Genomic DNA, 23,781 nt, shown 5'->3' with positions numbered 1-23,781 from the left:
TCCAACTCGATGTTTCCCGCTTCATTCTCCTTGCTCTAACGATACAATCCATCGCTACCTAGTGATTCACCAGAGCCCAGAAGTAGAAAACCCAGAGAAGGGATTGAAACGTCTTCACGATGAGTGGGGCTGGCAGAGTCTGGAGGGCGGAGAACTCATAGCGAACGGCGCTATGATGAACGACATCGAATCCACGGAACTCCTACGACAGTTTCTCACCGAGCGGCTTGAGGAGGATACCATCACGCCGTTTGTCTACACACATCGCGACCGAGCCGGACGGACAGCCTCCTTCGTACATTATCCCAACCGGCTCCACGCAAACAGCTTAATCGGTCGTATTCACACCGCCGGAACTCAGGACACGCTCCTACAACACCGCGTCAACGCCGAGGTTGCCCTGCATGACGAGTCTGAGCCAGCCGCGTCAGTCCTCGACTCGGTTCTCCAAGAAGGTCGTCCTGTTTATCTGATGGGGAATACCGTCGCAGGGTTCATGCGCGAGCTGAGCGAGGAGATTGACCGGCGATCTATTGAGTAAAACCCCATCAACTGCGCCGGAGGGGTTCTAAACCTCTCACTTCCCGGTTGCGTTAGTATTCAGCGTCGTATCGCCTTCGCTACCGCTCATGCTCGGGTTGTCTACAACGACACCATACTCCATGGTGTTGTAGTCGATCGTTGCCTCGGTTGAACTCCCCTCGCGCAGATCAAGCTTGATATTTGTCGTGACCCGTGTGCCAGCCGCTACGCCGTCGTCGATCCCCTGCGGATAGAGCTTTTTCGAGAACGAGTTGCTGGCGAGAGCCTGTTCGGTGAGCTTGACGGTTCCTTTCCCGCTCGCATCACCGAAGGATGTGCCGCTGTCGGCTGTCACATCGGATACGTCGCTGTTACCGCTACCGTCTGTGGAGAACTCACTGCTACTCGCGACATTGACGGCGCTGGTTTTACTCGACTGGTTGTTCCAGCTTGTTTTGATCGTACCGGCATCGACCGACTCACCTTCAGGAAGCAGGCTGTTCATAGCTTGCTCGTCGAGACCTGCTTCGGTCGTCACCTCAACGTCAAGCTGGAAGTCGGTCACGCCGTCGGAGAAGTCGCTCCATTTGAACTCTATCTCCGGAGCGATCGTCACGCCTGTGACATCCTGTTGGTTAGAGTCAAGCTCTACCGTAGCCATCGTACTGACGTCTGTGGCGGCGGCGACCGGTCGTGATGTATACAGGAGTGTGCCACCGGCGGCTGAGGCACCCCCTACTGCGCCACCCACTACTTTGAGTGCTGTACGCCGACGCGTTTCTGAAGGGTCGTCTTGGTCAGACATTGTTTCTCATCCAGAGGAGATTTACCGGTGAGAAGGGATAAGAGCGGAACCTAACTGTGTTGGAGTTGAGGTGTCCGGGGCGGATTAAGCCGTCCGGAGTCAGTTCTTGTCGTAGTGGTTTGGGTCATCAGCCATCGGATCCCTCTGAGGAGGTATCCACATCGTACTCACCCGTAGCAACCGCTGAGGGACTCGGTTAACACCTGTCGGCGTCTCGAACCGCATTCTGACCTTTCTGAGGCAAGGTTAACTTGATTCGTGCGCGCAACGAATATACGCCGTCATGTCCCACAACTTGGAGGACTACGACGAAAAGTACCAAAGCTTCGACTGGTCGGAGATATACGGCGAGGCGGACTGGGACGCACCCGGCGAAATAAACGTCGCGCACGAGACCTGCGACAGACACGCCGAGGGCGGCGACAACGACGCGATGGTACACGTCGCCAAGGACGGAAGTAAGACACGTATGACGTTTGACGAACTGGCGCGTCAGTCGTCCTCTTTCGCAAACGTCCTCGAACAAAACGGTATCGGTACCGGCGACCGTGTCTTTAGCTACATGCCGCGTGTCCCTGAGCACTACGTCTCGCTCATAGGGACGATGAAGTCGGGTGCTGTCTTCGGCGGAATAAACGAGCGTTTCGGACCCGACGGTATCTCGTACAGGCTCGGTGACTGCGACGCGTCCGCGATCATCACCACGAGCGACAACCTCGGAACCGTCGAGGAGGCTCTCGAAGAAGCGGATGTCGACACCGTCTTCGTCGTCGGCGACGACGCGGGCGGGTACACGTCGTACGGCGAATCGGTCGACTCCGCGGACGACGAGTACGACGCGGAGCGTACGGGCGGCGAGGACGACGCGCTCCTGTACTACACCAGCGGCACGACAGGTCTGCCCAAGGGGGTTCTGCACAAACACCGGTGGGTTGCGGGCGTCGCCGCGACGCAGAGGTACGCCGTCGACCTACAGGACGACGACCTCTACTGGTCGACCGCGGATCTCGGATGGCTTACGGGACCTATCAACACGCTCGGTGCGTGGTTCTGGGGTACGACGCTGTTCGTCTACGAGGGGGAGTTCGACCCCGCCGAATGGGCGGATCTACTCGATGAAAACCCGATCGATGTCCTGTTCAGCGTACCCACGGCGTACCGTATGTTACGCGAGAAGGACGAACTCCTCGAAGACGTAGACCTCGACCTTCGGCACGCCCTCTCTATCGGCGAACCCCTGAGTGCGGGTGTCGTCGACTGGGGCGAGGAGGTTCTCGGCGTGACCGTACACGACACGTACGGACAGACGGAGACGGGGAACATGGTGATCAACAACTACCCCGCTATGGAGCTACGTCCCGGAAGCATGGGTAAGCTGCTACCCGGTATCGAAGCCGAGATCGTCGACCCTGAGACAGGAGAGGTACTCGAAGCGGGTGAGACGGGTGAGATAGCGGAGCGCGGAGATTTTCCGTGCTTCTTTGCAGAGTACTGGGAGGAACCCGAAAAGACCGCCGACTGCTTCGTCGACGGATCCGACGGCGAGTGGTACCTTTCGGGCGACCTCGGACACAAGGACGACGACGGCTACTTCTGGTTCGAGGGACGCGCCGACGACGTCATACTGTCGTCAGGCTACCGTATCGGACCCTTCGAGGTCGAAAGCTCGCTCGGAGAGCACGAGGCGGTCGCCGAGAGTGCCGTCGTACCCAAGCCCGACGAGAAACGCGGCAACATCGTCAAGGCGTACATAGTGCCGAGCGAAGGTACCGATACCTCCGAGACGTTGAAGCAGGAGATAAAACAGCACGTCAAGGACGAGCTGTCGGCGCACGAGTATCCGCGCGAGGTGGAGTTCGTCGACGAACTCCCCAAGACGGTGACGGGTAAGATACGTAGGAAGGAGCTACGCGAGCAGGAGTCCGACGGTAGTTAGCACAGAACCTGAGTTACGTAGACCTCGCGCGTCTGACGGTCTATATGCATGCCTATACCCTGACGCGTGTAGTTAGCGTTGGTCAGGTACCCCATGCTTTCCTTGTTTCCGGTCGCCTCCTCCAAGCTCTGTCCGTCGTTGACGATACGTAGCTTGGCTACGGTAAGCGGGGGTGTCAGGTTCGCTCTGTCGCTGAACCAGACACCGCGCATGTCACGTACGAGTTCCTCGTGATCGGCTATAACGTCGACCTTCTCCCTCTGTGTCAAGGGCAGATCGTCGCCTTCCCAGCCGATATCCTTGTTACGCTGGTAGAGCCATCTTCCGTACGACTCGGTTACCTCCCTACAGACACCACCGTAACGGACGCTCAGGTTGCCGTACTCGGGGTTTGTGGAGATGTTCGTGTCCTCAGGCATCTTGTCGTCGGGTACCTCCGAGCGCACGAACTCAAGCTTCTCCATCACCCTACTGTGCTCCTGCGCTATCTCGCGCAGGTTGGGGTCACAGAGAAGCGGCTCTATGCTGTCGTTTCCGTGGGTCTCACGTAGCTGGTTTAGCTCGCGGTGGAGCATCGCCTCAGCCTGTCTCGCGTCGAACGGGGGACCGATACGTGAGTAGAGGCTGTCGACGCCCTGTGTCTGCTCCGGCGTTATGACGCTTCCCTGTACGTCGCATTCGGCGGACATGTTCGACGTGTCGACGTCTACCTCCTCGACGGGCGCACCGCCGTCCGTACCACCGTTGTCTTCGCCACCGCCGTCGGTCGCCGTACCCCCGGCTCCTGCGCCGTCGGTGCTCGTGTTGTTACTGTCCTGCGTCGGACCCACGCATCCCGAAAGAGCGCCTACGAGAACCAGACAGAGAACGGTACCGAGTATCAGCTTCTTTCTGTCCATCTACTACACCGGTTGTCACCGGTTCGACTTAAGCCTAAGCCCAAGAGCACAAGATGCGACGCGTACGGTCGGAAGCGTGCCCCACGGTCACTCGTGTTACTCGTTCTCTGCGGAAACGCCTACGGTCAGGAGCGTTCCCCACGGTCACTCGTGTCTACTCGTTCTCTGTGGAAACGCCTACGGTGAGAAGCGTTCCCCACGGTCACTCGTGTTACTCGTTCTCTGCGGAAACGCCTACTGTAAGAAGCGTTCCCCAACGTCTATAACGGTCGACCATCGCCTCGCGGCTCTCCCAGTCGTCCGTCGGGAACTCATCAGCAGGCGGTATCTCGACCTCTCTGTCGGGGATGTGATCCTGAGACGCGACGTAGAAGCCGGCTTCGCGGAAGGCTTCGCGGTACTCCGCGCGGCTCCAGAGCGTCATACCGACATCGACCTTCTCCTGCCATCGGTGCGTCGTCTCGCTCTCCTCGAAGAAGTTGACCGCGCAGTAGAACGTACCGCCGGGTCGGAGAACGCGGCGTACCTCGGCGAGAGCGTCGAGAGGGTCGCGTGCGTAGTAGAATGCCTCCATCGAAAAGACACCGTCGAACACGCCGTCGTCGAACGGTAGATGCTCGAAGTCGCCGCGTACGTAGCCGACGCCGTCGCCGTCGGTGTAGCCGCGCGCGTTACGGAGCATCTCGGGTGAGGCGTCGAGTCCGTACGCGCGTCCCGCGCCGCGTTCGCGTAGCGCGCGGGGTGCATACCCCGATCCTGTTCCGAGGTCGAGAACGTAGTCGCCCTTCTCCACAGGAATACGTGCGAGCGCGTGCTTCGCCGTGTTAAGGTGCCGTTCCTCCATGCCTCTGTCGCGCCCTTCGCGCGCCCAGTCGTCGAACTCCTCGCGTACGTTCATGACGGCGGTACGGGACGGTGGTTCACGACGGTTACGGTCGGTGCCGAGGCGGATCACGGTCGAAGTTGGGTGAGAAGCCGTAACCAGTTCGGGAAACGTATAATAAGCTAAACAACGTCTGTCTGAACATGATGGAAGACAACCTGTTCAAGAAGCCTCAGCCGTACGGTGCGAGGTGACACGGTGGTGGACGAATCCGGTACCGTAGAACGTTTACTCCGTTTGGTTCCGACGGGTGCGGTCGCGGCGCTTGCGGGCGCTTCGGCTCTCGCAGGCTCGTACGCCTCAGCCGGCTTCACAGGCGGGTTCGTAGTCGCGCCGATAGAGAGCTTTCTGACCGCGGTCATGCCCGACGCGGCGGTCAACTTCGCCATTACGGTTCTCGGTGACCTCGGTCAGAGCCTCAACCTGCTCATGGCTTTCGCCGTAGGCGTCGCCGTCTTCGGCTCCTTCGGTCTTCTCGGTACCGCCGTCTCACGTCGCACCCCAGCCGCGGGTGCGATCTTCACACTCCTCCTCTCGTGGGCGACGGCTTACGGTCTCACGGGCGCACCGGCTCTCGCATTCGGCGCGGCGGTTCCGCCCGCGGGCGTCGTCGTTTTCGCAGAGTTCCTACGCAGATACCCGGAGACGAAGGGCGAACCCCACGGACGCAGGGAGGTACTGGGCACGGCGGCGGGCGTAGGGAGCCTGTCCGTCTTCTCGTACCTCCTCGGCTCCCGAAGCACGGGGACGGAGACGCTCGGCGAGATCGGTCTGTCGACCTCTGAGGCTAAGGAGGCTGAGGAGCTTCTGTCCAAAGCCGACGAACGTTCTCTGGGTGTCGAAGGACTCGAACCGCTCGTGAGCGACGGCTTCTACGGCGTCGATATAAACTCCGTGGATCCCAACGTCGACGAGTCGGAATGGACGCTCACAGTCACGGGCGAGGTCGAGGAGGAGATAACCGTGACCTACGACGAGCTCACCTCCAAGGAGGCGAGCCACCGTTTCAGCACGCTCCGGTGCGTCGGTGAGACGTTGAACGGACGTAAGATGGACAACGCCCTCTGGACGGGCGTGCCTCTCTGGGAGATAATCGAACGCGCGAATCCGGGCGGCGACTGCGACTGCGTCATGCTCCGCGCCTCCGACGGCTACTACGAGGAGTTCCCCATCGACGCGACACGCGACGGATTCCTCGCATACGGTATGAACGGCGACGCGCTTCCACGCAAACACGGCTATCCGGCGCGCGCACTCATACCCGGTCACTGGGGTGAGATAAACGTCAAATGGATAACCGAGATAGAGGTTCTCGACGAGGAGGCGACGGGGTACTGGGAGGAGCGCGGATGGCAGGGAACCGGACCCGTCATCACCGTCGCCAAGCTACACGCCGTCAACGATCTCCCCGATGGGCGCAAACAGGTCGCGGGTCACGCATACGCAGGGACGCGGGGTATAGAGGCTGTCGAGGTTTCGACCGACGGTGAAGAGACGTGGAACGAGGCGACGCTCTCCGAACCCCTACCCGAAACCGCGGGCGAACCGCCTGAGGCGACGGGACAGACGCCGTACGGCGAGGATGTCTGGCGGCAGTGGGTGTACGATTTCGACGGCGAGGACGGCGATACGGTCACCGTGCGTGCACGCGACGGAAACGGGAACCTCCAGCCTGAGGAGGAACGCGACAGGTTCCCGTCGGGTCCGTCGGGATGGGTATCGCGCGAGGTCTGACGCCGGAGAGCGTGCGGTTTTATTGCAACGCGCGAGGAAGTCGTACCGGATGGAACAGGCTCTCTGGTACCTGCTCGCCGGAACACGCGGCGGCGAGAACCGGGCGCGTATAATACGGTCGCTCGACGACCGCCCCAAGAACGCGAACAGGCTATCGGAGAGCCTCGACCTTGACTACAAGACGGTTAGGCACCATATAGAGATGTTAGAGGAATACGGGATCGTAGAGTCCGGTGGCAACGACTACGGTGAGATGTACTTCCTCACCGACAGGTTCGAGGAGAACCGCGACAGCTTCGAGGAGATAGTGAGCGAGGTGGACGGTCTATGATGGAGACGTGGACGTTCGTAACCGTCGTCGTCTCCGGCGTTAACCTCGTCCTACTCGGCGCGCTGAGCTACATATGGATATCAAACTACACAAAGTTCAGATCGCCGCATATACTCGGTCTGGTTATATTCGCCGTCGCTCTCTCGGCGGAGAACCTCGCGGCGATATACTTCTACTTCAGCATGGAGATGCTGTACGCAACGAGTCCGACGGCTCAACGCGTCGTCGTCTTTCTCCGCGGGCTTCAGCTAGTCGCCCTTCTCGCGCTAACATGGACGACGGCGAAGTAGCGGGCACCGAAAAAGAACCCTTAAGCCGGAGAAAAACCACCTATGCGCATGGGTTTCGGAAACGTCTTCGGATGGTTCAAGGCTCTATCGCCGTTCCAGCATGCCGCGGTCGCCGTCCTCCTGCCCGTACTCGGATTCGGTCTGCTTCTGACCGCGTTCAACAGCTCCCTCATACCGTCGGCGTATATCGCCGTCGCCAGCTTCGTCTCTTTCGGTCTACTCATACCGTCGGTTGTTATCTACGTACTGTCTATCTATATCACCGAAGACGGCTGAAACGGGGTTCCGTCGGTCTGTTTGTTCGTTGCCTAACCCCCCGCGCCGACGGGGAACTGAACCCGGTCGCTCCTCCGTCGCTCACTGTTCAATTCCTGCTCTGCTCCTTCGCTCACTCCGTTCGCTCAGTGCGCCGACCGGGAATTGAACCCGGGCTATGAGCTTGGGAAGGCGGGGTTTTGAACCCCGCGCTTTCTTGCGATTTTACGAAATGTTTTCCCGCTCAGAGCTTATTTCTGATTCGGCGTTTCTCGCTTAACCCTTCTACGTCTGGTATTCTTCCTCGCTGGCTTCCGGGTTTCCTCAGCTGGTATTACATGCCGTTACTTTATAAAAACCCGCGTCATAAGCTTCAGGCTTAGATAGGTTATACTGAATTTGTCTAGCTCATTACTTACCGAATCGATTACGCCGCGTAATAGGAATCTGAGAAATTATAACCCGGTGTAATTGAAATCTATTTCTTCATGAGGTGACTAGCTTCTATCTTCTGTCTATTTTCTCTATCTGCCTTCCTACCTAATCTCAGTAAAATCTGGAGAGACTCCCTACAGTCACCGCTGTTATCTGCCACGTACTCAGCGATCTCTTCCAGGACTTCGTTAGGCACTGTACCAGGTCGGAAAGCCTTCTCAACACGTTTTTCCAAGATCTCCACCAGCTGCGGAGCAGTATACGGCTTGAATTCGAGTGTCTGACAGTTCAACCGGCTCTGGCTTCGCGGATCGAGCTTTACCGCTCGTGGGTGGCGGTTCGAGACCATTAGTAGTCCGAGCGGGTTGTCGGCTTCCTCGTTGAGCATCTGTAGGTCGTAGATTACCTCGGTCTGGTCGTCAAGCTGATCGAACTCGTCGAGGGCAACGGCTACCCCTCGGTTCTTGTCTAACCACTCAGAGATTTTCGAAAGGAGTTCGTCCACGGGTTTTCCTTTCCGTGGTGCCGGATATCCGAGTTCTATGAGTAGTTCGGTGAGGAGTGAGCTTCGTGTGTTGTACTGCCAGCAGTTGATGTAGATGGTCTTGACAGACGTGTTCTGATCGAGGTTATCGAGGACGTGTTTGACACAGGTCGTCTTCCCGACTCCTGCGGGACCGTAGACCAAGAGGTTCTCGGGGGTTCTGCGTCTGGACAGAGGACGGACCGCGTCGGCTATCCTGTCTATCTCGGCATCGCGTCCTACAGGATCCTGAGGCTCGTAATCGGTGGTCAGGTAGGCTTCCTTGCGTAGGATTCCGGAACCGGATGAGGTGGCGTTGTCGAACATCGATATACAACTACTCGGTTATATTCAAAAGAGAGGGGTACCACCGTGGTTCGCTTGAGTAGGTCGGGTGAATTAGTATATAACACTCGGAGCCAATACCGTTCTCAACTGAAACTCGGATACCATAAACCGGTGTAACCCTACCTCTCACTCTTACCCTATTATGAATCGAGACAACGTAATCTCGGACCCACAGCCCCTGAAACCCGAGTACACTCCAAAGAACCTCGTAGACCGCAAGGAGGAGAAGGCGGTTCTCACAGAAGCCTTCTCCGATATAACCGACTACGCCGAACAGAACCTATATCTCCACGGACCGAACGGAACGGGTAAGACGCTTCTCGCCAGGAAAACTCTTGAAGATCTGCCCGCTTCCACTCCTTCATCCTACGTAGACTGTAAGCTACACAACACGCAGTACAAGGCGTTGAAACAGATCTACAGCGACGTATCGCGGGAGGAGGTAGGAACCGGTCACCATACCTCCGAGCTTCAGAGGAAGGTCCAAGACAGGGTATCGGGCGTGAACACGGTTATCGTCCTCGACGATGTGGACTTTCTTCTGCAGAAGGACGGTGACGGTCTTCTGTACTACCTCTCCCGAACCAAGGACGTTAGCTTGGTCGTCGTGTCTTCCAACCACGCAGATCCTGCTTCGGTGCTCGAAGAGCGTACCTACAGTTCGCTACATCCTCGGAGGGCAAGTATAGAGCCATACACCGGAAAACAGGCTTACGAGATACTGAAGAAGAGAGCGGAGAAGTCGTTGGAGAAAAGGTCACTGCATAAAAATGCTCTAACCTACATTGCCTCGAAGACGCAGAACGCCACGGTCGGTTTGTTCTGGCTGAGGGAAGCCGCGTTGAACACCGACGACCATGTCTCCGAGAACCTCGTCAAGGAAGTAGAAGTCGACGCCCAGGCAAGGTACGTCGATTATCTCCTGGGCGACCTGACCGAACACCATACTCATGTCTATACCTCGATACAAGAGCTAACCTCAACCGGTGAGGAAACGGTTCAGACAGGTGATGTGTACAAAAAGTACCGAGAAACCGTAGGCGAAAAAGAGGCAGTGTCGGATAGAAGGCTGAGCGACTACATCAAACAGCTAGAACTACTCAACCTGATACAGGCGGAGTACCATTACGGCGGAAAGAAAGGAAAAACGCGGGAGATACGCCTCCGTGGATTAGAGGAGATCTGAAATAGTGTCCTCCTCCAGTTCTTCTATCTCTTTCAGGAGTTCTCTGCGCTCCCTTTCTAGCTCCTGTCTGTCACGCCAACGGTTGCGTTTCTCGCGTCGGATATCCTTGTACAGCACCTCTATCTTCTCCTTCAGTTCGTCGACGTCTTCTCCCGCTCCGTGGAACGTGTTGTATGTGGTTCTCAGACGGTCAAGGTACCAATCAAGCTTTGACTCCAGTTCGCTGGTGTTCTCTTCGTGAATTTGGTCGCGGTTCTCTAACTCCTGCTCAATACGTTTCAGCTCTTTCTCCAGTAGTTCTCGGCTCCTCTCCTGTGACTCCTCAAGAAAGCTCTCAATATCCAGATCGTTGAAGCCTGAGTCGAGTGTTTCCGCGAAGCCGTCATAGCTTGGGTAGTCCACAAAAAAGAATAGGTGTCGTAAAGGATAGAGGTTACTCGTCGCCGTCTTTCCGTAGCCTGCGGAGTTCCCTTACCTTCTGAATCTTGTAACCCCTTTCTGTAATGTCCCAGTACTTATTATCGTTGAGGTTATACCTAAACAGTAGATGTCGATAACGGAACGCGATTCGGCGAAGAAACGCGGTGAGATAGCCCGCGCCCTCGCCAAACAGGGTATGGATGACGTGTTTGTCCTCGACCGTGAGAGCGCACGAGAGGTGCTGACCGAGAAGAGAACCGAGATACTCGACACGCTCAAGTCGGAAGACGTTGAGTCGGTGCGTCACCTCGCGGATATACTCGACAGAGACAAGTCCGTGGTAAGCCAGGACCTCCAGGTTCTCGCCAAGAATGATATCGTCGAGTACGAGAAGGAAGGGCGTCGGAAGATTCCCCAGGTGAAGCACGAGAACGTTGTCGTTGCGCCTATCTGATGATGTTAATGACAGATTCTAATGAAACGGTTCTACAGCTATAGACTTGGGGAGTACCACGGAAACGTATACCACCTAACTGTCTCGGGTGAACCCAGCATCAACGACGTTGAGGATTTCTCAGTCACGGTTCATTACTTCGACGAAGAGAAGGAGGAAGAGATCGAGATAGCGAGGATAGACACCCGCCACGGAGGCGTACATTTCGACAAGCTGTACAGGCGTGACGAACCACGTGAGTTCCTTGATATTGAAGACTACTGGGAAGCGGAGGAGATGTTGATGGAGAACTGGAGAACGTACGCAAAAAGTTTCTCGCGGAGATAGCCACATCAACGTTATTCGCCGCTCTCGCGTACCGTTTCGCGTAGTTCCTTTGCCTTCTCGCTATAGAAACGGGGTAGCTCCTCGATCTCCTCTTCGCTCCACGATTCAAGTTCTTCTAAGAGCTGTTCCGCTTCGTTTAGCTCTCGGGTTAGTAGGCGCATACTCAGGAGTTAGGGATGGAGAAATAGATGCAATGCGTCAGGCGGTGTTACAGATGCATTCGTGTCTTTCGCCCGCCATCTGTAGGACGTGACCGTGTATCTCCTCCGCCAGTTCGACCATCAGTTCTGCTGTGCGTTCTGAACCGACGCCTTCGCGGTAGTACGTTCGGGAGCGGTTGTTCTCCCATAGGTCAACGAGCTTTTCCCTGAAGTCCGAACCGTATAGTGCGGCATTTTCGCCTAGTTCGTATACCTTTCTGTGATCCACGAACTCGTCGTCCTCAATGTACCCTTTCTCCAGTAGATAGAACTGGATGGTCCTTTCTATCGACGCAAAGGAAGCTTCGATGATCAGTGTGTAGTGCCCGTTCTGTTCTTGGAGTGATTGGACGGCGTCAAGAAGACGGCACGACTTTCTAAGTTGCAGTAACACCGGGTCGTTTACATCGAGTCCCGTCTCTGGATTCCTTGCTCCTTTGCGGAACTCACGGGATACTTCATCGAGTGTCTCTTCTATCCGGCTGTTATCCATTTAGGATCACCTTCCTTAGCTTGTCCAGTTCATGTGCTCCGTACAGAGTGATAGCTTCCGAGAAGATTTCTTGGAGTTTGTCGCCGTAGTCTTCTGCGGTTTCTACCGACTCTACTAGGACCTGTAGTTCGTAGCGATTCCCGTCGAACTTCTGTTCCTCGATTTCCTGTCTGATATCTTGAATGCTTCTGCGGGACTCCAGTAGATCTTCTTCTACGATGACCTGTATGTCTATATCGCTGGCTCTGTCTCCCTCTCCTCTGGCTACGCTACCGAAAAGAAGTATTCCAACGAGGTTGTCTCCCTGATCCTCTTCTACCCTGTCCACGAATGTTTTAACCGGTGTTCTGAACCCCTCTTGCGGAATTTCGAGGATAGGATCGTCCGGTTTGTGTATCCGGTTTCTGTTGATACTGATCAGCTTCTGGTTTCTTTCCCTTCTGGTTTGGATGAGATTGACCTGTTCGAGGAGTTTTATTGCTGTGTCTACGGTCTGTGCTCCGTGTCCTGTGACTTCTCGGAGTTGGCGTACTCCGAATTCTTCGTGTGGATTTCTGTATAGGAGCTCTGTGATGTCTTCCATTGCTTGGTTGCGGAATACCCTTTCTTCACCTAGCGGGATAGGAAGGGTGACGCCTGCAAGATTTTGGTCTATCATTATGACCACGGTCAAGATTACTGACCAAGTTTTATATACTTAGGGGTGAGCGGAGGATTGCATCTCCTCTAAATCTTCCAGCTTTTCTAGAACACCTTTCTCCTCTAAGTCGGCTAACCGCTCTATGACGCGTTGTTTCTCTTTCGTCTTCGTCTTATCCTTTAGCGAGAGAGGTCTTCCGCAGTTGCGGCATTCGGAGTGACCGGACTGGTTCTCGGTCCCGCAGAACGGACAGTTAGTACTCTGGTCTTTGCCTTCGTCGTTTTCGAGTCCGTACTCGTCTCTGATCGCTTGGTTGACGTCGTCGTTGTTAAGGTGTACGTAGACCTTGGCGCGGTCGCTTCCGGGCTTCCATCCTGCGAACTTGTTGAGCTGTTCGTATCCCATGAAGGTCGCTACTTCGGTGAGTCTTGTGTGCCGTAGGTTGTAGGGACGGGTCTTATTCTCGGGTATCTCTGCTCGTTCGCATGCGTCTTTGAAGCGCTGTCGGAAGGCTTGGTATGTCCAGCGGTCTGATGGATCAGGTTCGTATTCGCAGTCTTCGCTGTGCCCGTAGAGCGATTCACCGCAGTTCTTGCAATCTTGTTGTTCAGTTTTCACCCACAGAGGAGCAGAGGTGTCGTTGATATAGCCCAGTTCTCCTCCGAGAGGATGCTGGGAAAGCCATTCTCGTATAGGTCTACCGGCTCTAACAAGTTGGTTTGTCCGGTCGGGTGTTCCTTTCAGACCTTCGAGAAAAATAAAGTCGCCCTTGTCGTTCGATGTGAAGTCCGCTATATTGGCTTGTAGTAGTTCTCCTGGACGAGCAGCGGATTCGTACAGGGTCATCGTTAGCGGTTCGTGTGCTGAGCGCGACGTGCCAGTTCTCAGTATTCTTCGTCGAGTCATCCTTGGGAATCCGAAGCATCTCGTTCTCAAGGTCAAGCCACGACATTTTCGCGCGCTCGATCTCCTTAGGCCTGAATCCTGCGTCCATCGATGCGTATATGATTGAGGGGTATTTCCAGCCGTTCGCGCGGTTCCAGTCCTCTTTCGAGACCTCTTCCTTGGGCTTCTCGAACCGTTGTGCGAGGTGTGCCTTCCACCTGTCGCGTTCTTCAGGATTTACACTGTCGTAGTGCGGTATGGATCCATATTCGAGGTTTGCCTGTTTGATCTTCCTGCGTTCCTCGCTACTCAGGTAGTCGCGTACTTGGTGTGTTTTCCCGCCGTTGTTGAACTTGACTTCGGGTTCCCAGTCTATGTCTTCGCCTCTTTCGTGGTTGAGGTATTTGAACAGGGTTTTGATGGATTTCTGCGCCTGTGCCTTGTGTGTCTGGGAGTGGTCTTCGTACGCGAGTTCCTTGCTGTACTTGTCCGCGAGGTCTGTGGTGGCTTTCAATGTGTAGCCGTCTCCTTGTTCCCATATCCACCGGTAGAACTGGTCTATCTGGTACGCGCGTTGCTTGACCGTGTCTACCGCGTAGCCTTCGACCTTGTCAGGGTTCTTCCCGAGGTTTAGTAGCCATTTGATCATGTCCGCGCGGTACGCGCGGTAGTCCTCAAGCTGTCGCTGGTTCAAGTACTCCTCGGTAGGTTCCGGAATAAGTACTACACCGTCGATCTTCTCGCGTTCATTCCTCATAAGCCAACACCTCTAATTCACCGGAGGCGTCGGAACGCCTCACAGTACATGTAATAAGCCTGACACTTTTTATAACCGCGGTACGGCTTCGGGGTGCTATACACCAACCCGGGTTATGAGCTTCGAACGTCATGTTTGGTTTGTTCCCAGAAACCCGGAAAACCGCACGAAGAAGAGGGTCTACTTTGCGCCGACCGGGAATTGAACCCGGGCTATGAGCTTGGGAAGCTCATGTGCTACCACTACACCACCGGCGCTTCGTTCGCTATCTCACTCGCGCCCTGCTCTGCGCTCGCGCGCAGAACACCGGCGCACTCAGGTGCGTTCGTGCGCCGAGCCCCGCTTCGCTACGCTCAGCGGGACACCGGCGCTCTCTTCGGTCGCCCCGTATCCCGCGTCACCCCGTTCCGCGGGACACAGGCACTCACATGTTCGTGCCTTGCCCTGCGCTTGCGCGCAGGACACCGGCTCTCACTCGCTATGCTCGTTCGCGCCGTATCCCCCATCACTCCGTTCTACGGGACACCGGCGCTTATCACCTCTTTCTGTCCGCTTCCAACTAAACCTTTCTCTACGCGTCGTCAACCTTTTCGAGGAGTTCGTCGACCGACGGGCGGTCGAAGTACGAGCCTCCGCGGTGGACGTGTTCGACGTTCATCTCGCCGTCGTGCGAAAGGACGACCGCCTCAGGCATACGTCCTATGGCGTCGTGGAGTTCGCCGAGGACGCCGAAACGGACGCGCTGGTCGTACTCGTCGCCGAGGGCGGCGTCGTCGTCGGCGAGGAGCGGGAACGGCGGTTCGATGTCGCGCGCCCATCCTTCAACCTTGTCGGGCGGGTCGGGGACTACGACGACCACCTCGGCGTTGCGCTCCGCGAACTCGTCGTACCTCTCTGCGAACCGTTTCGTCTGTCTCTTACAGACCTGACAGTAGTAGTCGCGTTGGAGGAGTAGAACGAGGCGGTCGGCGTCGTCGAACGCATCGGTGAGTCTGTACGGGTCGGTGCCTGCGCCGACGTTCGGGTACGCGCGCTCGGAGGCTGTCGTCTGTGACATGGTATGAGTAGGAACCGTTAACAGTTCAACCCACCGACGTTCCCGTATGATAGGCGTTGACGAGGCGGGTAAGGGTGCTGTCGTAGGTAGCATGTACGTAGCCGCGGTACGGTTCGACGCCGGGTTCGGTGTACCCGACTCGAAACGTCTTTCGTCGGACGAGCGCGAACGTCTCGCCGAGCGCGTCAGGGATGAGTGTAACGTCGGTGTCGTTGAGGTGACGGCGGACGAGGTAGACGCGTACGTCGGTGAGGGCGGAGGCATGAACGACCTGATGGTGGAGGCGCACGCACGCGCCGTCGACGCGCTCGACGCCCCCGGACGTGTCGTCTGCGACGCGAGCGATGTCTCCGCCGAACGTTTCGCGCGTCGTGTCGGCGAACGCGTGCCCAACACCGTCGAAGCCGAACACGGTGCCGACGAAACGTACGACTCCGTCGGTGCGGCGAGCGTCTCCGCGAAGGTCGAACGCGACGCGTCCGTATCGGGATACGGTGCGGGTAGCGGCTATCCGGGCGACACGGAGACGGTTGAGTACCTGCGCGAGAAAGCCCCCGACTACCCGGCGCATGTGCGTGAGTCATGGAGTACGGCGGAACGTATAGCGCGCGAGAAGGAACAGACCGGCTTCGACGACTTCTAATCGCCTCTGTCGGTGATGAGTTCGCGTAGCACCGAACCGTACGCGGGGCGCGTGACGAGGACGCCGATAAGGACGCCGACGATGGTGACGATAGCGAAGCCGGATATACGTCCGAGACCGAGGTAGGCGAGCGGTAGCATCGCGCCGATCGTCGTCGTCGCCGCCATACCTATGACGATGAGTGCGCGTTTTAGACGTTTCCGGTAGACGTCGGCGCTCTCCACGCCCCCGCTCTCCTGTACCTCGTCGGCGATTATGATCAGGTCGTCGACCCCTGTACCGATGACGGCTATAAGACCCGCGACGTACGCGAGGTCGACGTTGAAGTTGAAGACAGCGGAGAAGCCGAGGAGTGCGACGACCTCCGCGACACCCGTCACGACTGTCGGGATAGCGATACGCAGGTCACGGTAACGGAAGTATATCGTCGCGCCGACGCCGAAGACGGAGAGGAACGCGATCAGGAGCGAGTACTGCTTGAACCGGTCGCCTTGGCGCGCGCTGATCGTGGTCGACGAAACGACCTCGACGGGCGTTGCGAGAGCGCCCGAACGGAGAGCGACGCTGATGATCTGCGCCTCGGAGTTGTTGAGACCCGTGACGCTCAGACCGCCGCCGCCCCACGTTCCTTCCTCGATGCTACCCGCGAGCGACGGGTTGAGGGGTCCGCGGAAGACCTCCTCGTTGTTGAAGTACATGACGGGGGGATGCGCCTCAGGGTTCTGCGTTGCGCCGCTGTCGCGCATCGCCTCACCGAAAGCCACCGACCCATCCTCGTCGAGTTCGAACTGGACGGTGTAAAGCTCCTCGTTGCCCTGATCCTGAAGCGGCTGTGAGACGCTCCCGCGGTTTATAGAGTCGCCCGTAACGACCTGTTCCTGCGTGTCGTTCGACGCGTTCGTGACGACGCGTATGTCGAACTCACCCTGTGTTCTTATGATTTCGACGACGCGCCCGTCCTGCGACCTCTCGCCCGGTACCTCAACGACGATGAAGTCCTCGCCCGTCAGGAGGTTGGACTGAACCGAAACAGACAGACCCGCGCCCGCTCCGAGACGGTCTTCGAGCCTGAGCTGTATCGAGTCACTCAGATCGTTGAGCGTACTCGTCGTGACGCCGTCGGTCACGCCCTCGGACGTATACCCCGCTTCCTCGACGGCTGAGACGGCTCCGTCCTCCGACACGTTCCCCCGGAACTCTACCTGTGCGGTGTCGGTGGCTTGCTGTGCGCCTATACCACCTCCTCTGGAGACACGCACGGGAACCTCGACGTTCTCAGCGACGTTCTGCTCAACGGCGGTGACGTTGTCGGCTCCGAACCCCGTGGCGTCTACGGTCGTGCCGACTGGGCTTATCTGTACGAGCGTCCCGCCTTCGAGTTCGAGACCGAACGAGAGCGCCGTTAGACCTTCAGCGCCCCCGAGAGGTGCAAGACCCACGAGTGCGAAGACAAGTACGACCAAGAGAAGCCAGATACGCCAGTCCTTGGCGAGACGGCGGTAGTTCATCTCATCCCCCTCCTGTCAAGTACGTACCAACGTAGTATTGCGACGTTCATCATGTACGTGTTGATCAGATCCATACCGAGTCCGAAGAACAGTATGATACCGATGTTACGGAGTATGAAGATGGAGAAGAAATGTGCGCTTATCGCCATCACAGCCATCGCCGCCATCGATGTCGTCGTCATCGTCACACCCGTCTTCATCGCGTTCCTTACGTTTCCGTAAAACTGCTTCCGCCTCCCCGAAAGCGTGTTACGCGTCAGGAGTATGTCGGAGTCGATGCTGTAACCTATGATAAGAAGTATCGCCGGAATCGTACCGAGCGAGACGTCGATGCCGAGCAGAGTCATAACGCCGATAGGTACGAGCATGTCGCTCGTGGCGCTCAGTATGATACCGAGCGACGGCACGAACGTACGGAAGAAGGCGAAGATTACGACCGTCATGAGGACGAACGCGAAGGCGATAGCCCCCATGCTCTGGTACAACAGCGACGTACCGTGCGACGGGCTGACCGACTCAACCGAGGCGTCGGCGTAGTTCGCGTCGCGGAAGTCGCGCAGGTTCGACATCTCGTTGTTGGTCAGTGGCTGGAAGCTGACGATCGCGCCGCCTGAGATGGAACGGACGTTGCTGGGTTCGGGCACGCCGTCTATACCCGAAAACTCCTGTTCGATCTGCTCAGCCGGGACAGCGGTCTGTGTCTGTATGTTGACACCGCCCGTGAACTCAAAGCCGAGACCTACAGGCGCGCCGGTGAGGAGGTAGGTGACGAGGAGCACGGCGAGAGCAACACCCAGAATCGCAAAAGGAACCGCGATGAGCTTCTTGGATGACTGCTCCGAGTACTCTATCTCGTCTATCTTCTCCGTCGGATGCTCTATATCTCGGAGCTTCATTAACGTGCCAAAGCGTCACGTCTTAATTAAGAGTTCTTGTTTGGAACAGGTAGAGGGTTTCCACGCGTCGGTAGAAGCTTTACCTCGTCGCCCTGACGCGCGTCGACGAAAGGCGGGCGCGAGACGGTCACCGTCTCGTACGTCGACGGATCTATAACCTGCATCTCGTCTCCTGAAACCGAGACGACCGTCGTATACTCGGCGTCACGTACGTTACCGAGACGCTCGGGGTTAACGTCGTCGAAGGTCTGGCGTCGTCCCGTCCGGAGGTCGGTGCATTTCAGAACCTCGGCGTTGTTGGTGACGAGTACGGGGTTTCCTTCGACCTCGACAACGTCACCCGGAACGAACTCAGGTAGGGAGACGGCGTACGTGACACGGTAAAGCTCCTCGCCGTCCTTCTCTCCCACGAGCGTTGCGGAGTCGTCGTAGACACCGCCGTACTCCTCCGTCATACGCCGCGCCACCTGCTGTCCCGCGTCGCTCGTGCTCATGTAGATATCGAGACCGCCGCGTACCTCGTGCGTCTCCGTCACGAACGTGTCGCGGTCGGCGTAGTCGCGTCCGGCTATCCCGTACGCGTGTTCGAGCGCCCTTTCGGTCTCGTCGTCGGTCGGGTCGCGTCCTTCGGCGCGTATCTGGACGACGCTCTCGTAGTACCCCCCCGAACGTTTGGCGCACGTCGGACACGTTCGGCGGTCGAGTACGACACGGACGGAGGCTTCGTCGTCGACACTGTAGCCGCGGACGTACGCCTTCGCCTCGACCGAGACACGTAGGACGTTGGGGTCACGGCTTTCGACGCCGACGACAACCTCTGGTTCGCGTGCGTCGGCATGGAGACGTACCCCGTCCTTGACAGCGGAGACGGCGAGTTCGTCGTCGGGAAGAGGTTCGTCGTGCGATGTCCAGCCGCCGTCACGTACGTAGGAGCCGCAGTTGGAGCAGACGCGCACCTCTGCCTCGTCGGGTGCGTCGAGAACGTCGAGCCTGTCGGCGTAGCATTCGTCGCAAAGCTCTCCCGCCGACGTGGGTGCGCCGCATTCGGGACACGGAACCGATGCCATCATTCGGTGTACGCTGTCGTGCGGTATGAACGTTGGGCTATGCCTGCGCGCATACCGGCGCGGGTCTGTAAAGCTTTAAACGCACCCGCGGGCTATACCGTCCACATGAGTTCTGACGAGAACCTCGAACAGCTACGCGGCGTTGGCTCCAAGACGGCGGACAAGCTCTCTGATGCGGGATACAACACGGTAGAGTCGGTCGCTGTCGCAAGTCCGGGGGAGCTTTCGGAGAACGCAAACGTGGGGGACAACAACGCGGAGAAGATAATACGCGCGGCGCGGCAGGAAGCAGACGTCGGCGGGTTTGAGACGGGTTCACAGCTTCTGGAACGTAGGGCGGAGATAGGCAAGCTAAAGACGCTCGTGCCTGAGGTCGACGAGATGCTCGGTGGAGGTATGGAGACGCAGTCTATCACAGAGACGTACGGCGAGTTCGGTAGCGGTAAGAGCCAGTTTACGCACCAGTTGGCGGTTAATGTTCAGCTTCCTGAGGAACACGGCGGTCTCGAAAAGAGCGCCATCTTCATCGACACAGAAGACACGTTCCGCCCGGAGCGCATCGCGCAGATGGTGAAGGGACTCGACGGCGAGATACTCGCGGATCTCCTCCGCCGCGACCTTGACATGGGGAAGGAGGATGTCGAGGAAGTTGAACTCGGCGAGGATCTCGAAGACCTTCCGGAGGAGACGGACGAGGTTCTCGACGACCTCGTCGACGAGTTCTTGGAGCGCGTCCATGTAGCCAAGGCTTTCAACTCGAACCACCAGATACTGCTTGCGGAGGAGGCGCGCGACATGGCGGACGAGCTCGAGGACTCCGAGTTCCCCGTCGGTCTTCTCGCAATCGACTCGCTGACCGCCCATTTCCGTGCCGAGTACGTGGGACGCGGCAACCTCGCAAACCGACAGCAGAAGCTAAACAAGCATATGCACGACATACTCCGCGTCGCTTCGCTCCATAACGCCGCCGCGGTCGTTACGAATCAGGTTCAGTCGAACCCCGACTCTATGTTCGGTGATCCGACGAAGCCCGTCGGCGGTAACATACTCGGACATACGTCGACGTTCCGTATCTACATACGTAAGAGCAAGAAGGACAAACGTATTATAAAGCTAGTCGACTCGCCGAACCTGCCCGACGGCGAATCGGTGCTACGTATAACCGAGGAAGGTCTGAAGCCTGAGTGACGTGCGCCTCGCCGTAGATATAGACGGAACGTTGACACGCGGCGACGGTAGCGGCGCTCTCGACCCGTCCGTCTTCGAACCCCTACGCGCCGTGGAGACGGTCGTCGTCTGTACAGGAAAGGTGCTACCGAACGCGAACGCTCTCTGCACCTACGTCGGTATAGAGCCTAACGCCGTCGCTGAGACAGGCGGTGTAACGTACGCCGACGGAGACGTTAGGTTCCACGTTCCCGACGAGGATCTCGAAGGCTTCGTCGAGGAGTACGCGCCCGACGGCGACCTCGGATGGGAGGGAACCGACCTCGTCAACCGTTGGCGTGAGACCGAGGTCGCTGTCTCGCTCGACCGTTCGAAGGATGAGGTCAAGCGCGTCGCGGAGCGCCACGGTCTGGAGGTTCTCGACACAGGGTACGCGTACCACGTCAAGTCGCCCGACGTGGACAAGGGACAGGGTCTCGTTGCCGTCGCCGACCGCCTCGGCTTCGACCCCTCTGAGTTCGTCGCTATCGGTGACTCCGAGAACGACGTGGGCACGTTCGACCGCGCGGGTGTCTCTTACGCAGTGGCGAACGCCGACGAGACGGCGCGCGAGGCGGCGGAGTTCGTCACAGAAGCCTCGTATTCTCGTGGCTTTATCGAGGCGGTCGAACGCGAGCGCGACCGCGGGTAGCGCCATACTTTTACACCGTCGGTGCGCCGACACAGTATGCTCAGGATCGCACTCATAGCCTTCGGCGTCTTGGTCGCCGTCGTCGTCGTAGCCGTCGTCGGCGCTACCGCAACGGGGTACCTCGTCGTCGGCGACCCGGGTTCCGCCTTGGGTCAGGCTCTGACAGGCGACTTCGACCGCCCTAACGTCTCTGTCGAGGAGACGACCGTAGGACCCGTCGGCGTCCCCAAGGGTGGTATCTCGGACGTGGACAGCGAAGGCGCGACCGTTCGGAACCGTATACGTATCGAGAACCCTAACCATCTCGGAGGGAAGGTTCGTGTCGTCGAGTACGACGTCTACCTGTCGGGCGACCGCGATGGCTCGTACGAGTACCTCGGCACGGGAACCGTACGCGGTATAGACGTACCGCCGAACGGAACGGTGACGGAGACGAACGAGTTCAACGTCACCCACGAGAACCTCGTCACAGCCGCAGGTAGATCGGGTCTTTCGGGTCTGGTGAGCGGCGGGACGTGGTACGCGCGCGTCGAAGGAAACGCGACCGTCGCGCTGGGTCCCGCCTCGTTCGATGTCGGCTTTGAGTCGGTAAGGGAGGTTTCTTAGTCGCGTAGGTAGAGCTTACCGTCGCGTTCGGGGCGCGCGTCCGTTTCAACGAGTGCGTACGGGCGGTCGACGGGTCCAAAGAACTCAAACGTGGTTCCGAGACGGTCAAGAGAGGCGTCGTAGACAGGAGCGTCGAAGACGGGTTCGGTTCCTTCGGCGCAGTGGACGACGAGCGCACCGCCCGTGTGAGAAACGGCGCGTCCGAAACGTCTCATGGTAGATCTTTCTCGTCCAACAGTTCACGTGGACTGTCGTCGACGACCTCGACGGCGCGTTCGTGCGACAGACCCGCGAGGCGCGCTATCTCGACCGCACGGTCACGTGTAATAAAGTCACGCGGATGGTGTGCGTCGGTGTCGACGACGAGCGTAGCCCCCTTCTCCTCCGCCATACGTGCGACGTGTCCGTTTGCGAGAGAATGCCCGCCGCGCGCCGTGATTTCGAGACGGACACCGCGTTCGGCGGCGAGTCGGGCGTCGTCGCGCGTGATACGTCCCGGATGTCCGAGAACGTCGACGCCCGCCTCTATCGCTTTGCGGTTTGTTCCTTCAACGACGGGTTCGACGGGCGTCTCGCCGTGTGCGACGACGATGTCCGCGCCGGCGTCGCGCGCGCGTTCGACGACCGACGCGATACGGTTCGGCGGAACGTGGGTGACCTCGACGCCAGAAAGAACCTCTATGGGCGTTGTCTCCTTTGCGCGCTCGATACGTTCGACGCAGTCCTCTACGTTGCTCGCGTCGGCGTGGTCGGTGATTCCGAGAACCTCGACGCCCTGTACTTCCGCCCTACGCGCGTGTTCGGCGGGGACGAGTTCGCCGTCGCTTGCGAACGTGTGTGAATGCAGATCGATCATACCGGGTGTTTGGGACATTACGCCTCCTCCCTCAGAACGTCGACGTACGCCGCGACCGCACGGAGGACATCTGGCTTCGAGTCTTCCGTCTCCACCGTGACGCGTCCGGTTCCTTCCCACCACGACCGCGGATACTGCTTGTCGGGTTCGTACTCGGGTTCGTACCCCACCTGTTTGGCGGCGTTCGCAACCTCTGCGGCGCTCGGCGAGTCGACGGCGACGTCGCGCGGCAGGCGACGCCCTTCGGATCGCGTCTTAGACGAGTCGATGTACGCGGGCCAGATCACGTATTCGGGCATGGGTTGGTGTAGGAGAAGCTTCCTTAACCGGCTTTCGACGTTACTCGAACCTCTCCTCGTAGATTTCGAGCGAACGTTCTATCGCTTCCTCCGCCGACGCCTTCCCTTCGAATCCGAGCGCCTCCGTCTCCTTGCCGGGTTCGAGCGCCTTATAAGTCTCGAAGAAATGCTCTATCTCCTCCTTGAGATGGTCGTCCACGTCGTCGATATCCTGTACGTCGTCGTAACGCGGATCCTCGGTCGGAACGGCGATGACCTTGTCGTCCTTTTCGCCGTCGTCGTCCATACCCATCAGACCTACGGGGCGCGCCTCTATGACGCATCCGGGAAACGTCTGATCCTTTACGAGGACGAGTACGTCGAGCGGGTCGTCGTCGTCGTAGAAAGAACGCGGTATGAAGCCGTAGTCCGACGGGTAGTGTACGTTCGAATGTAGGACGCGATCGAGGACACATCCCTCTACGTCCTTGTCGTACTCGTACTTGTTGCGCTCGCCCTTGAGACACTCGACGACGGCGTGTATCTCGTGGGGCGGATTCGGTCCTGCGTCGATATCCGTCCATAGGTTCGCCATGTCGGAGAACGAGCGCGGACGGACAAAGAAGATTACGTTTCCGGGCGCTCCGACCGCGGCGACGGAGTTAAGCCGTGACGACGACATCCCTGTA

The 23,781-nt window shown here is 58.1% G+C and carries 31 protein-coding genes and 1 tRNA gene; 13 read left to right on the top strand and 19 right to left on the bottom strand.

Annotation, left to right across the window (positions count from 1 at the left end; all coding sequences use genetic code 11):
- The first annotated feature begins 103 nt into the window (after positions 1 to 103).
- Positions 104 to 541, top strand: a complete 438-nt coding sequence (locus EGH25_RS09100; protein WP_266087803.1) for a hypothetical protein — start codon at positions 104 to 106, stop codon at positions 539 to 541.
- A gap of 36 nt (positions 542 to 577) precedes the next feature.
- Here the strand turns inward: EGH25_RS09100 and EGH25_RS09095 are convergent, their stop codons facing one another.
- Positions 578 to 1,183 (bottom strand): hypothetical protein, encoded by a 606-nt coding sequence (locus EGH25_RS09095; protein WP_266087801.1) that lies wholly within the window; start codon positions 1,181 to 1,183, stop codon positions 578 to 580.
- A 427-nt stretch (positions 1,184 to 1,610) separates the two neighbouring features.
- Between EGH25_RS09095 and EGH25_RS09090 the strand changes: the two genes are divergently transcribed.
- Positions 1,611 to 3,263 (top strand): acetate--CoA ligase, encoded by a 1,653-nt coding sequence (locus tag EGH25_RS09090; protein WP_266087799.1) that lies wholly within the window; start codon positions 1,611 to 1,613, stop codon positions 3,261 to 3,263.
- On the opposite strand, the gene EGH25_RS09085 is transcribed toward EGH25_RS09090, so the two are convergent.
- A complete protein-coding gene (locus tag EGH25_RS09085) occupies positions 3,260 to 4,162 on the bottom strand; it encodes a CAP domain-containing protein (RefSeq protein ID WP_266087797.1) in 903 nt (300 codons plus the stop codon). The two genes, EGH25_RS09090 and EGH25_RS09085, sit on opposite strands and share 4 nt — an antisense overlap.
- A gap of 211 nt (positions 4,163 to 4,373) precedes the next feature.
- Positions 4,374 to 5,060 carry a class I SAM-dependent methyltransferase gene (locus EGH25_RS09080; RefSeq protein ID WP_266087796.1) on the bottom strand — a complete coding sequence of 229 codons (687 nt, stop codon included), beginning with the start codon at positions 5,058 to 5,060 and terminating at the stop codon, positions 4,374 to 4,376.
- Positions 5,061 to 5,243: 183 nt separating this feature from the next.
- Here EGH25_RS09080 and EGH25_RS09075 point away from each other — a divergent pair, with 183 nt between their 5' ends.
- The 4 genes from EGH25_RS09075 to EGH25_RS09060 are packed head-to-tail and all read left to right on the top strand — an operon-like array spanning position 5,244 to position 7,676.
- Positions 5,244 to 6,779, top strand: coding sequence for a molybdopterin-dependent oxidoreductase (locus EGH25_RS09075; RefSeq protein ID WP_266087795.1), 1,536 nt, complete (start codon positions 5,244 to 5,246; stop codon positions 6,777 to 6,779).
- A gap of 49 nt (positions 6,780 to 6,828) precedes the next feature.
- On the top strand, positions 6,829 to 7,110 hold the full coding sequence (locus EGH25_RS09070; RefSeq protein ID WP_266087794.1) for an ArsR/SmtB family transcription factor: 282 nt from the start codon (positions 6,829 to 6,831) through the stop codon (positions 7,108 to 7,110).
- Entirely contained in the window at positions 7,110 to 7,400 is a 291-nt protein-coding gene (locus EGH25_RS09065; RefSeq protein WP_266087793.1) for a DUF8036 family membrane protein, read from the top strand. The genes EGH25_RS09070 and EGH25_RS09065 overlap by 1 nt, the downstream gene beginning before the upstream one ends.
- Positions 7,401 to 7,448: 48 nt before the next feature.
- Positions 7,449 to 7,676 carry a hypothetical protein gene (locus EGH25_RS09060; RefSeq protein WP_266087792.1) on the top strand — a complete coding sequence of 76 codons (228 nt, stop codon included), beginning with the start codon at positions 7,449 to 7,451 and terminating at the stop codon, positions 7,674 to 7,676.
- A 457-nt stretch (positions 7,677 to 8,133) separates the two neighbouring features.
- Here the strand turns inward: EGH25_RS09060 and EGH25_RS09055 are convergent, their stop codons facing one another.
- A complete protein-coding gene (locus EGH25_RS09055; protein WP_266087791.1) occupies positions 8,134 to 8,940 on the bottom strand; it encodes a Cdc6/Cdc18 family protein in 807 nt (268 codons plus the stop codon).
- 163 nt (positions 8,941 to 9,103) lie between these two features.
- On the opposite strand from EGH25_RS09055, the gene EGH25_RS09050 reads away from it, so the two are divergent.
- Complete coding sequence (locus EGH25_RS09050) at positions 9,104 to 10,147, top strand: Cdc6/Cdc18 family protein (protein ID WP_266087790.1); 1,044 nt, start codon at positions 9,104 to 9,106, stop codon at positions 10,145 to 10,147.
- Here EGH25_RS09050 and EGH25_RS09045 read toward each other — a convergent pair.
- On the bottom strand, positions 10,133 to 10,549 hold the full coding sequence (locus tag EGH25_RS09045) for a DUF8104 domain-containing protein (RefSeq protein WP_266087789.1): 417 nt from the start codon (positions 10,547 to 10,549) through the stop codon (positions 10,133 to 10,135). The genes EGH25_RS09050 and EGH25_RS09045 overlap by 15 nt on opposite strands.
- Before the next feature lie 145 nt (positions 10,550 to 10,694).
- Here EGH25_RS09045 and EGH25_RS09040 point away from each other — a divergent pair, with 145 nt between their 5' ends.
- Together EGH25_RS09040 and EGH25_RS09035 are read left to right on the top strand one after the other, a co-directional pair.
- Positions 10,695 to 11,021, top strand: coding sequence for an HVO_A0114 family putative DNA-binding protein (locus EGH25_RS09040; RefSeq protein WP_266087788.1), 327 nt, complete (start codon positions 10,695 to 10,697; stop codon positions 11,019 to 11,021).
- Between the two features lie 21 nt (positions 11,022 to 11,042).
- Positions 11,043 to 11,348, top strand: a complete 306-nt coding sequence (locus tag EGH25_RS09035; protein ID WP_266087787.1) for a DUF7718 family protein — start codon at positions 11,043 to 11,045, stop codon at positions 11,346 to 11,348.
- Positions 11,349 to 11,359: 11 nt separating this feature from the next.
- On the opposite strand, the gene EGH25_RS09030 is transcribed toward EGH25_RS09035, so the two are convergent.
- From EGH25_RS09030 to EGH25_RS09005, 7 genes are all read right to left on the bottom strand, one after another.
- A complete protein-coding gene (locus EGH25_RS09030) occupies positions 11,360 to 11,509 on the bottom strand; it encodes a hypothetical protein (protein ID WP_266087786.1) in 150 nt (49 codons plus the stop codon).
- A gap of 37 nt (positions 11,510 to 11,546) precedes the next feature.
- Positions 11,547 to 12,041 (bottom strand): DUF8154 family protein, encoded by a 495-nt coding sequence (locus EGH25_RS09025; protein ID WP_266087785.1) that lies wholly within the window; start codon positions 12,039 to 12,041, stop codon positions 11,547 to 11,549.
- On the bottom strand, positions 12,034 to 12,699 hold the full coding sequence (locus EGH25_RS09020) for a nucleotidyltransferase domain-containing protein (protein ID WP_266087807.1): 666 nt from the start codon (positions 12,697 to 12,699) through the stop codon (positions 12,034 to 12,036). Before EGH25_RS09020 ends, EGH25_RS09025 begins: the two co-directional genes overlap by 8 nt.
- A 39-nt stretch (positions 12,700 to 12,738) precedes the next feature.
- Positions 12,739 to 13,476, bottom strand: coding sequence for a site-specific integrase (locus EGH25_RS09015; RefSeq protein ID WP_338071895.1), 738 nt, complete (start codon positions 13,474 to 13,476; stop codon positions 12,739 to 12,741).
- Complete coding sequence (locus EGH25_RS12140; protein WP_338071894.1) at positions 13,388 to 14,323, bottom strand: hypothetical protein; 936 nt, start codon at positions 14,321 to 14,323, stop codon at positions 13,388 to 13,390. Before EGH25_RS12140 ends, EGH25_RS09015 begins: the two co-directional genes overlap by 89 nt.
- A gap of 186 nt (positions 14,324 to 14,509) precedes the next feature.
- A tRNA-Gly gene (locus tag EGH25_RS09010) sits at positions 14,510 to 14,580 on the bottom strand.
- Between the two features lie 314 nt (positions 14,581 to 14,894).
- Complete coding sequence (locus tag EGH25_RS09005; RefSeq protein WP_266087783.1) at positions 14,895 to 15,380, bottom strand: redoxin domain-containing protein; 486 nt, start codon at positions 15,378 to 15,380, stop codon at positions 14,895 to 14,897.
- Between the two features lie 46 nt (positions 15,381 to 15,426).
- On the opposite strand from EGH25_RS09005, the gene rnhB reads away from it, so the two are divergent.
- Positions 15,427 to 16,023: a ribonuclease HII gene (gene rnhB, locus EGH25_RS09000; protein WP_266087781.1), complete on the top strand. Its 597-nt coding sequence runs from the start codon at positions 15,427 to 15,429 to the stop codon at positions 16,021 to 16,023.
- Here rnhB and EGH25_RS08995 read toward each other — a convergent pair.
- The 3 genes from EGH25_RS08995 to EGH25_RS08985 are packed head-to-tail and all read right to left on the bottom strand — an operon-like array spanning position 16,020 to position 19,494.
- Positions 16,020 to 17,531 (bottom strand): preprotein translocase subunit SecD family protein, encoded by a 1,512-nt coding sequence (locus EGH25_RS08995; protein WP_266087779.1) that lies wholly within the window; start codon positions 17,529 to 17,531, stop codon positions 16,020 to 16,022. The two genes, rnhB and EGH25_RS08995, sit on opposite strands and share 4 nt — an antisense overlap.
- Positions 17,528 to 18,427, bottom strand: coding sequence for a protein translocase subunit SecF (locus EGH25_RS08990; RefSeq protein ID WP_266087777.1), 900 nt, complete (start codon positions 18,425 to 18,427; stop codon positions 17,528 to 17,530). The genes EGH25_RS08995 and EGH25_RS08990 overlap by 4 nt, the downstream gene beginning before the upstream one ends.
- 26 nt (positions 18,428 to 18,453) lie before the next feature.
- Entirely contained in the window at positions 18,454 to 19,494 is a 1,041-nt protein-coding gene (locus tag EGH25_RS08985; protein ID WP_266087775.1) for a 60S ribosomal export protein NMD3, read from the bottom strand.
- Positions 19,495 to 19,599: 105 nt separating this feature from the next.
- Here EGH25_RS08985 and radA point away from each other — a divergent pair, with 105 nt between their 5' ends.
- From radA to EGH25_RS08970, 3 genes are read left to right on the top strand one after another with little or no spacing between them, the layout of a single operon-like run.
- Complete coding sequence (gene radA, locus EGH25_RS08980; protein ID WP_266087773.1) at positions 19,600 to 20,682, top strand: DNA repair and recombination protein RadA; 1,083 nt, start codon at positions 19,600 to 19,602, stop codon at positions 20,680 to 20,682.
- Position 20,683: 1 nt separating this feature from the next.
- On the top strand, positions 20,684 to 21,352 hold the full coding sequence (locus tag EGH25_RS08975) for a phosphoglycolate phosphatase (protein WP_266087771.1): 669 nt from the start codon (positions 20,684 to 20,686) through the stop codon (positions 21,350 to 21,352).
- A 36-nt stretch (positions 21,353 to 21,388) separates the two neighbouring features.
- Complete coding sequence (locus tag EGH25_RS08970) at positions 21,389 to 21,958, top strand: hypothetical protein (RefSeq protein ID WP_266087769.1); 570 nt, start codon at positions 21,389 to 21,391, stop codon at positions 21,956 to 21,958.
- On the opposite strand, the gene EGH25_RS08965 is transcribed toward EGH25_RS08970, so the two are convergent.
- From EGH25_RS08965 to EGH25_RS08950, 4 genes are read right to left on the bottom strand one after another with little or no spacing between them, the layout of a single operon-like run.
- Positions 21,955 to 22,173, bottom strand: coding sequence for an H/ACA ribonucleoprotein complex subunit GAR1 (locus EGH25_RS08965; RefSeq protein WP_266087767.1), 219 nt, complete (start codon positions 22,171 to 22,173; stop codon positions 21,955 to 21,957). The genes EGH25_RS08970 and EGH25_RS08965 overlap by 4 nt on opposite strands.
- Positions 22,170 to 22,832, bottom strand: coding sequence for a histidinol phosphate phosphatase domain-containing protein (locus tag EGH25_RS08960; protein ID WP_266087765.1), 663 nt, complete (start codon positions 22,830 to 22,832; stop codon positions 22,170 to 22,172). Before EGH25_RS08960 ends, EGH25_RS08965 begins: the two co-directional genes overlap by 4 nt.
- The gene (locus EGH25_RS08955; protein WP_266087763.1) at positions 22,832 to 23,113 is read right to left on the bottom strand and encodes a signal recognition particle subunit SRP19/SEC65 family protein; all 282 of its coding nucleotides are present in this window, start codon (positions 23,111 to 23,113) and stop codon (positions 22,832 to 22,834) included. The genes EGH25_RS08960 and EGH25_RS08955 overlap by 1 nt, the downstream gene beginning before the upstream one ends.
- A gap of 40 nt (positions 23,114 to 23,153) precedes the next feature.
- On the bottom strand, positions 23,154 to 23,687 hold the full coding sequence (locus tag EGH25_RS08950) for an inorganic diphosphatase (protein ID WP_266087805.1): 534 nt from the start codon (positions 23,685 to 23,687) through the stop codon (positions 23,154 to 23,156).
- Positions 23,688 to 23,781 lie beyond the last annotated feature (94 nt).

The sequence above is a fragment of the Halorutilus salinus genome, from assembly GCF_026242195.1.
Lineage (GTDB): Archaea > Halobacteriota > Halobacteria > Halobacteriales > Halorutilaceae > Halorutilus > Halorutilus salinus.
The sequence above is the reverse complement of the archived record's forward strand: the minus strand, read 5'-3'. Positions and strand labels throughout refer to the sequence as shown.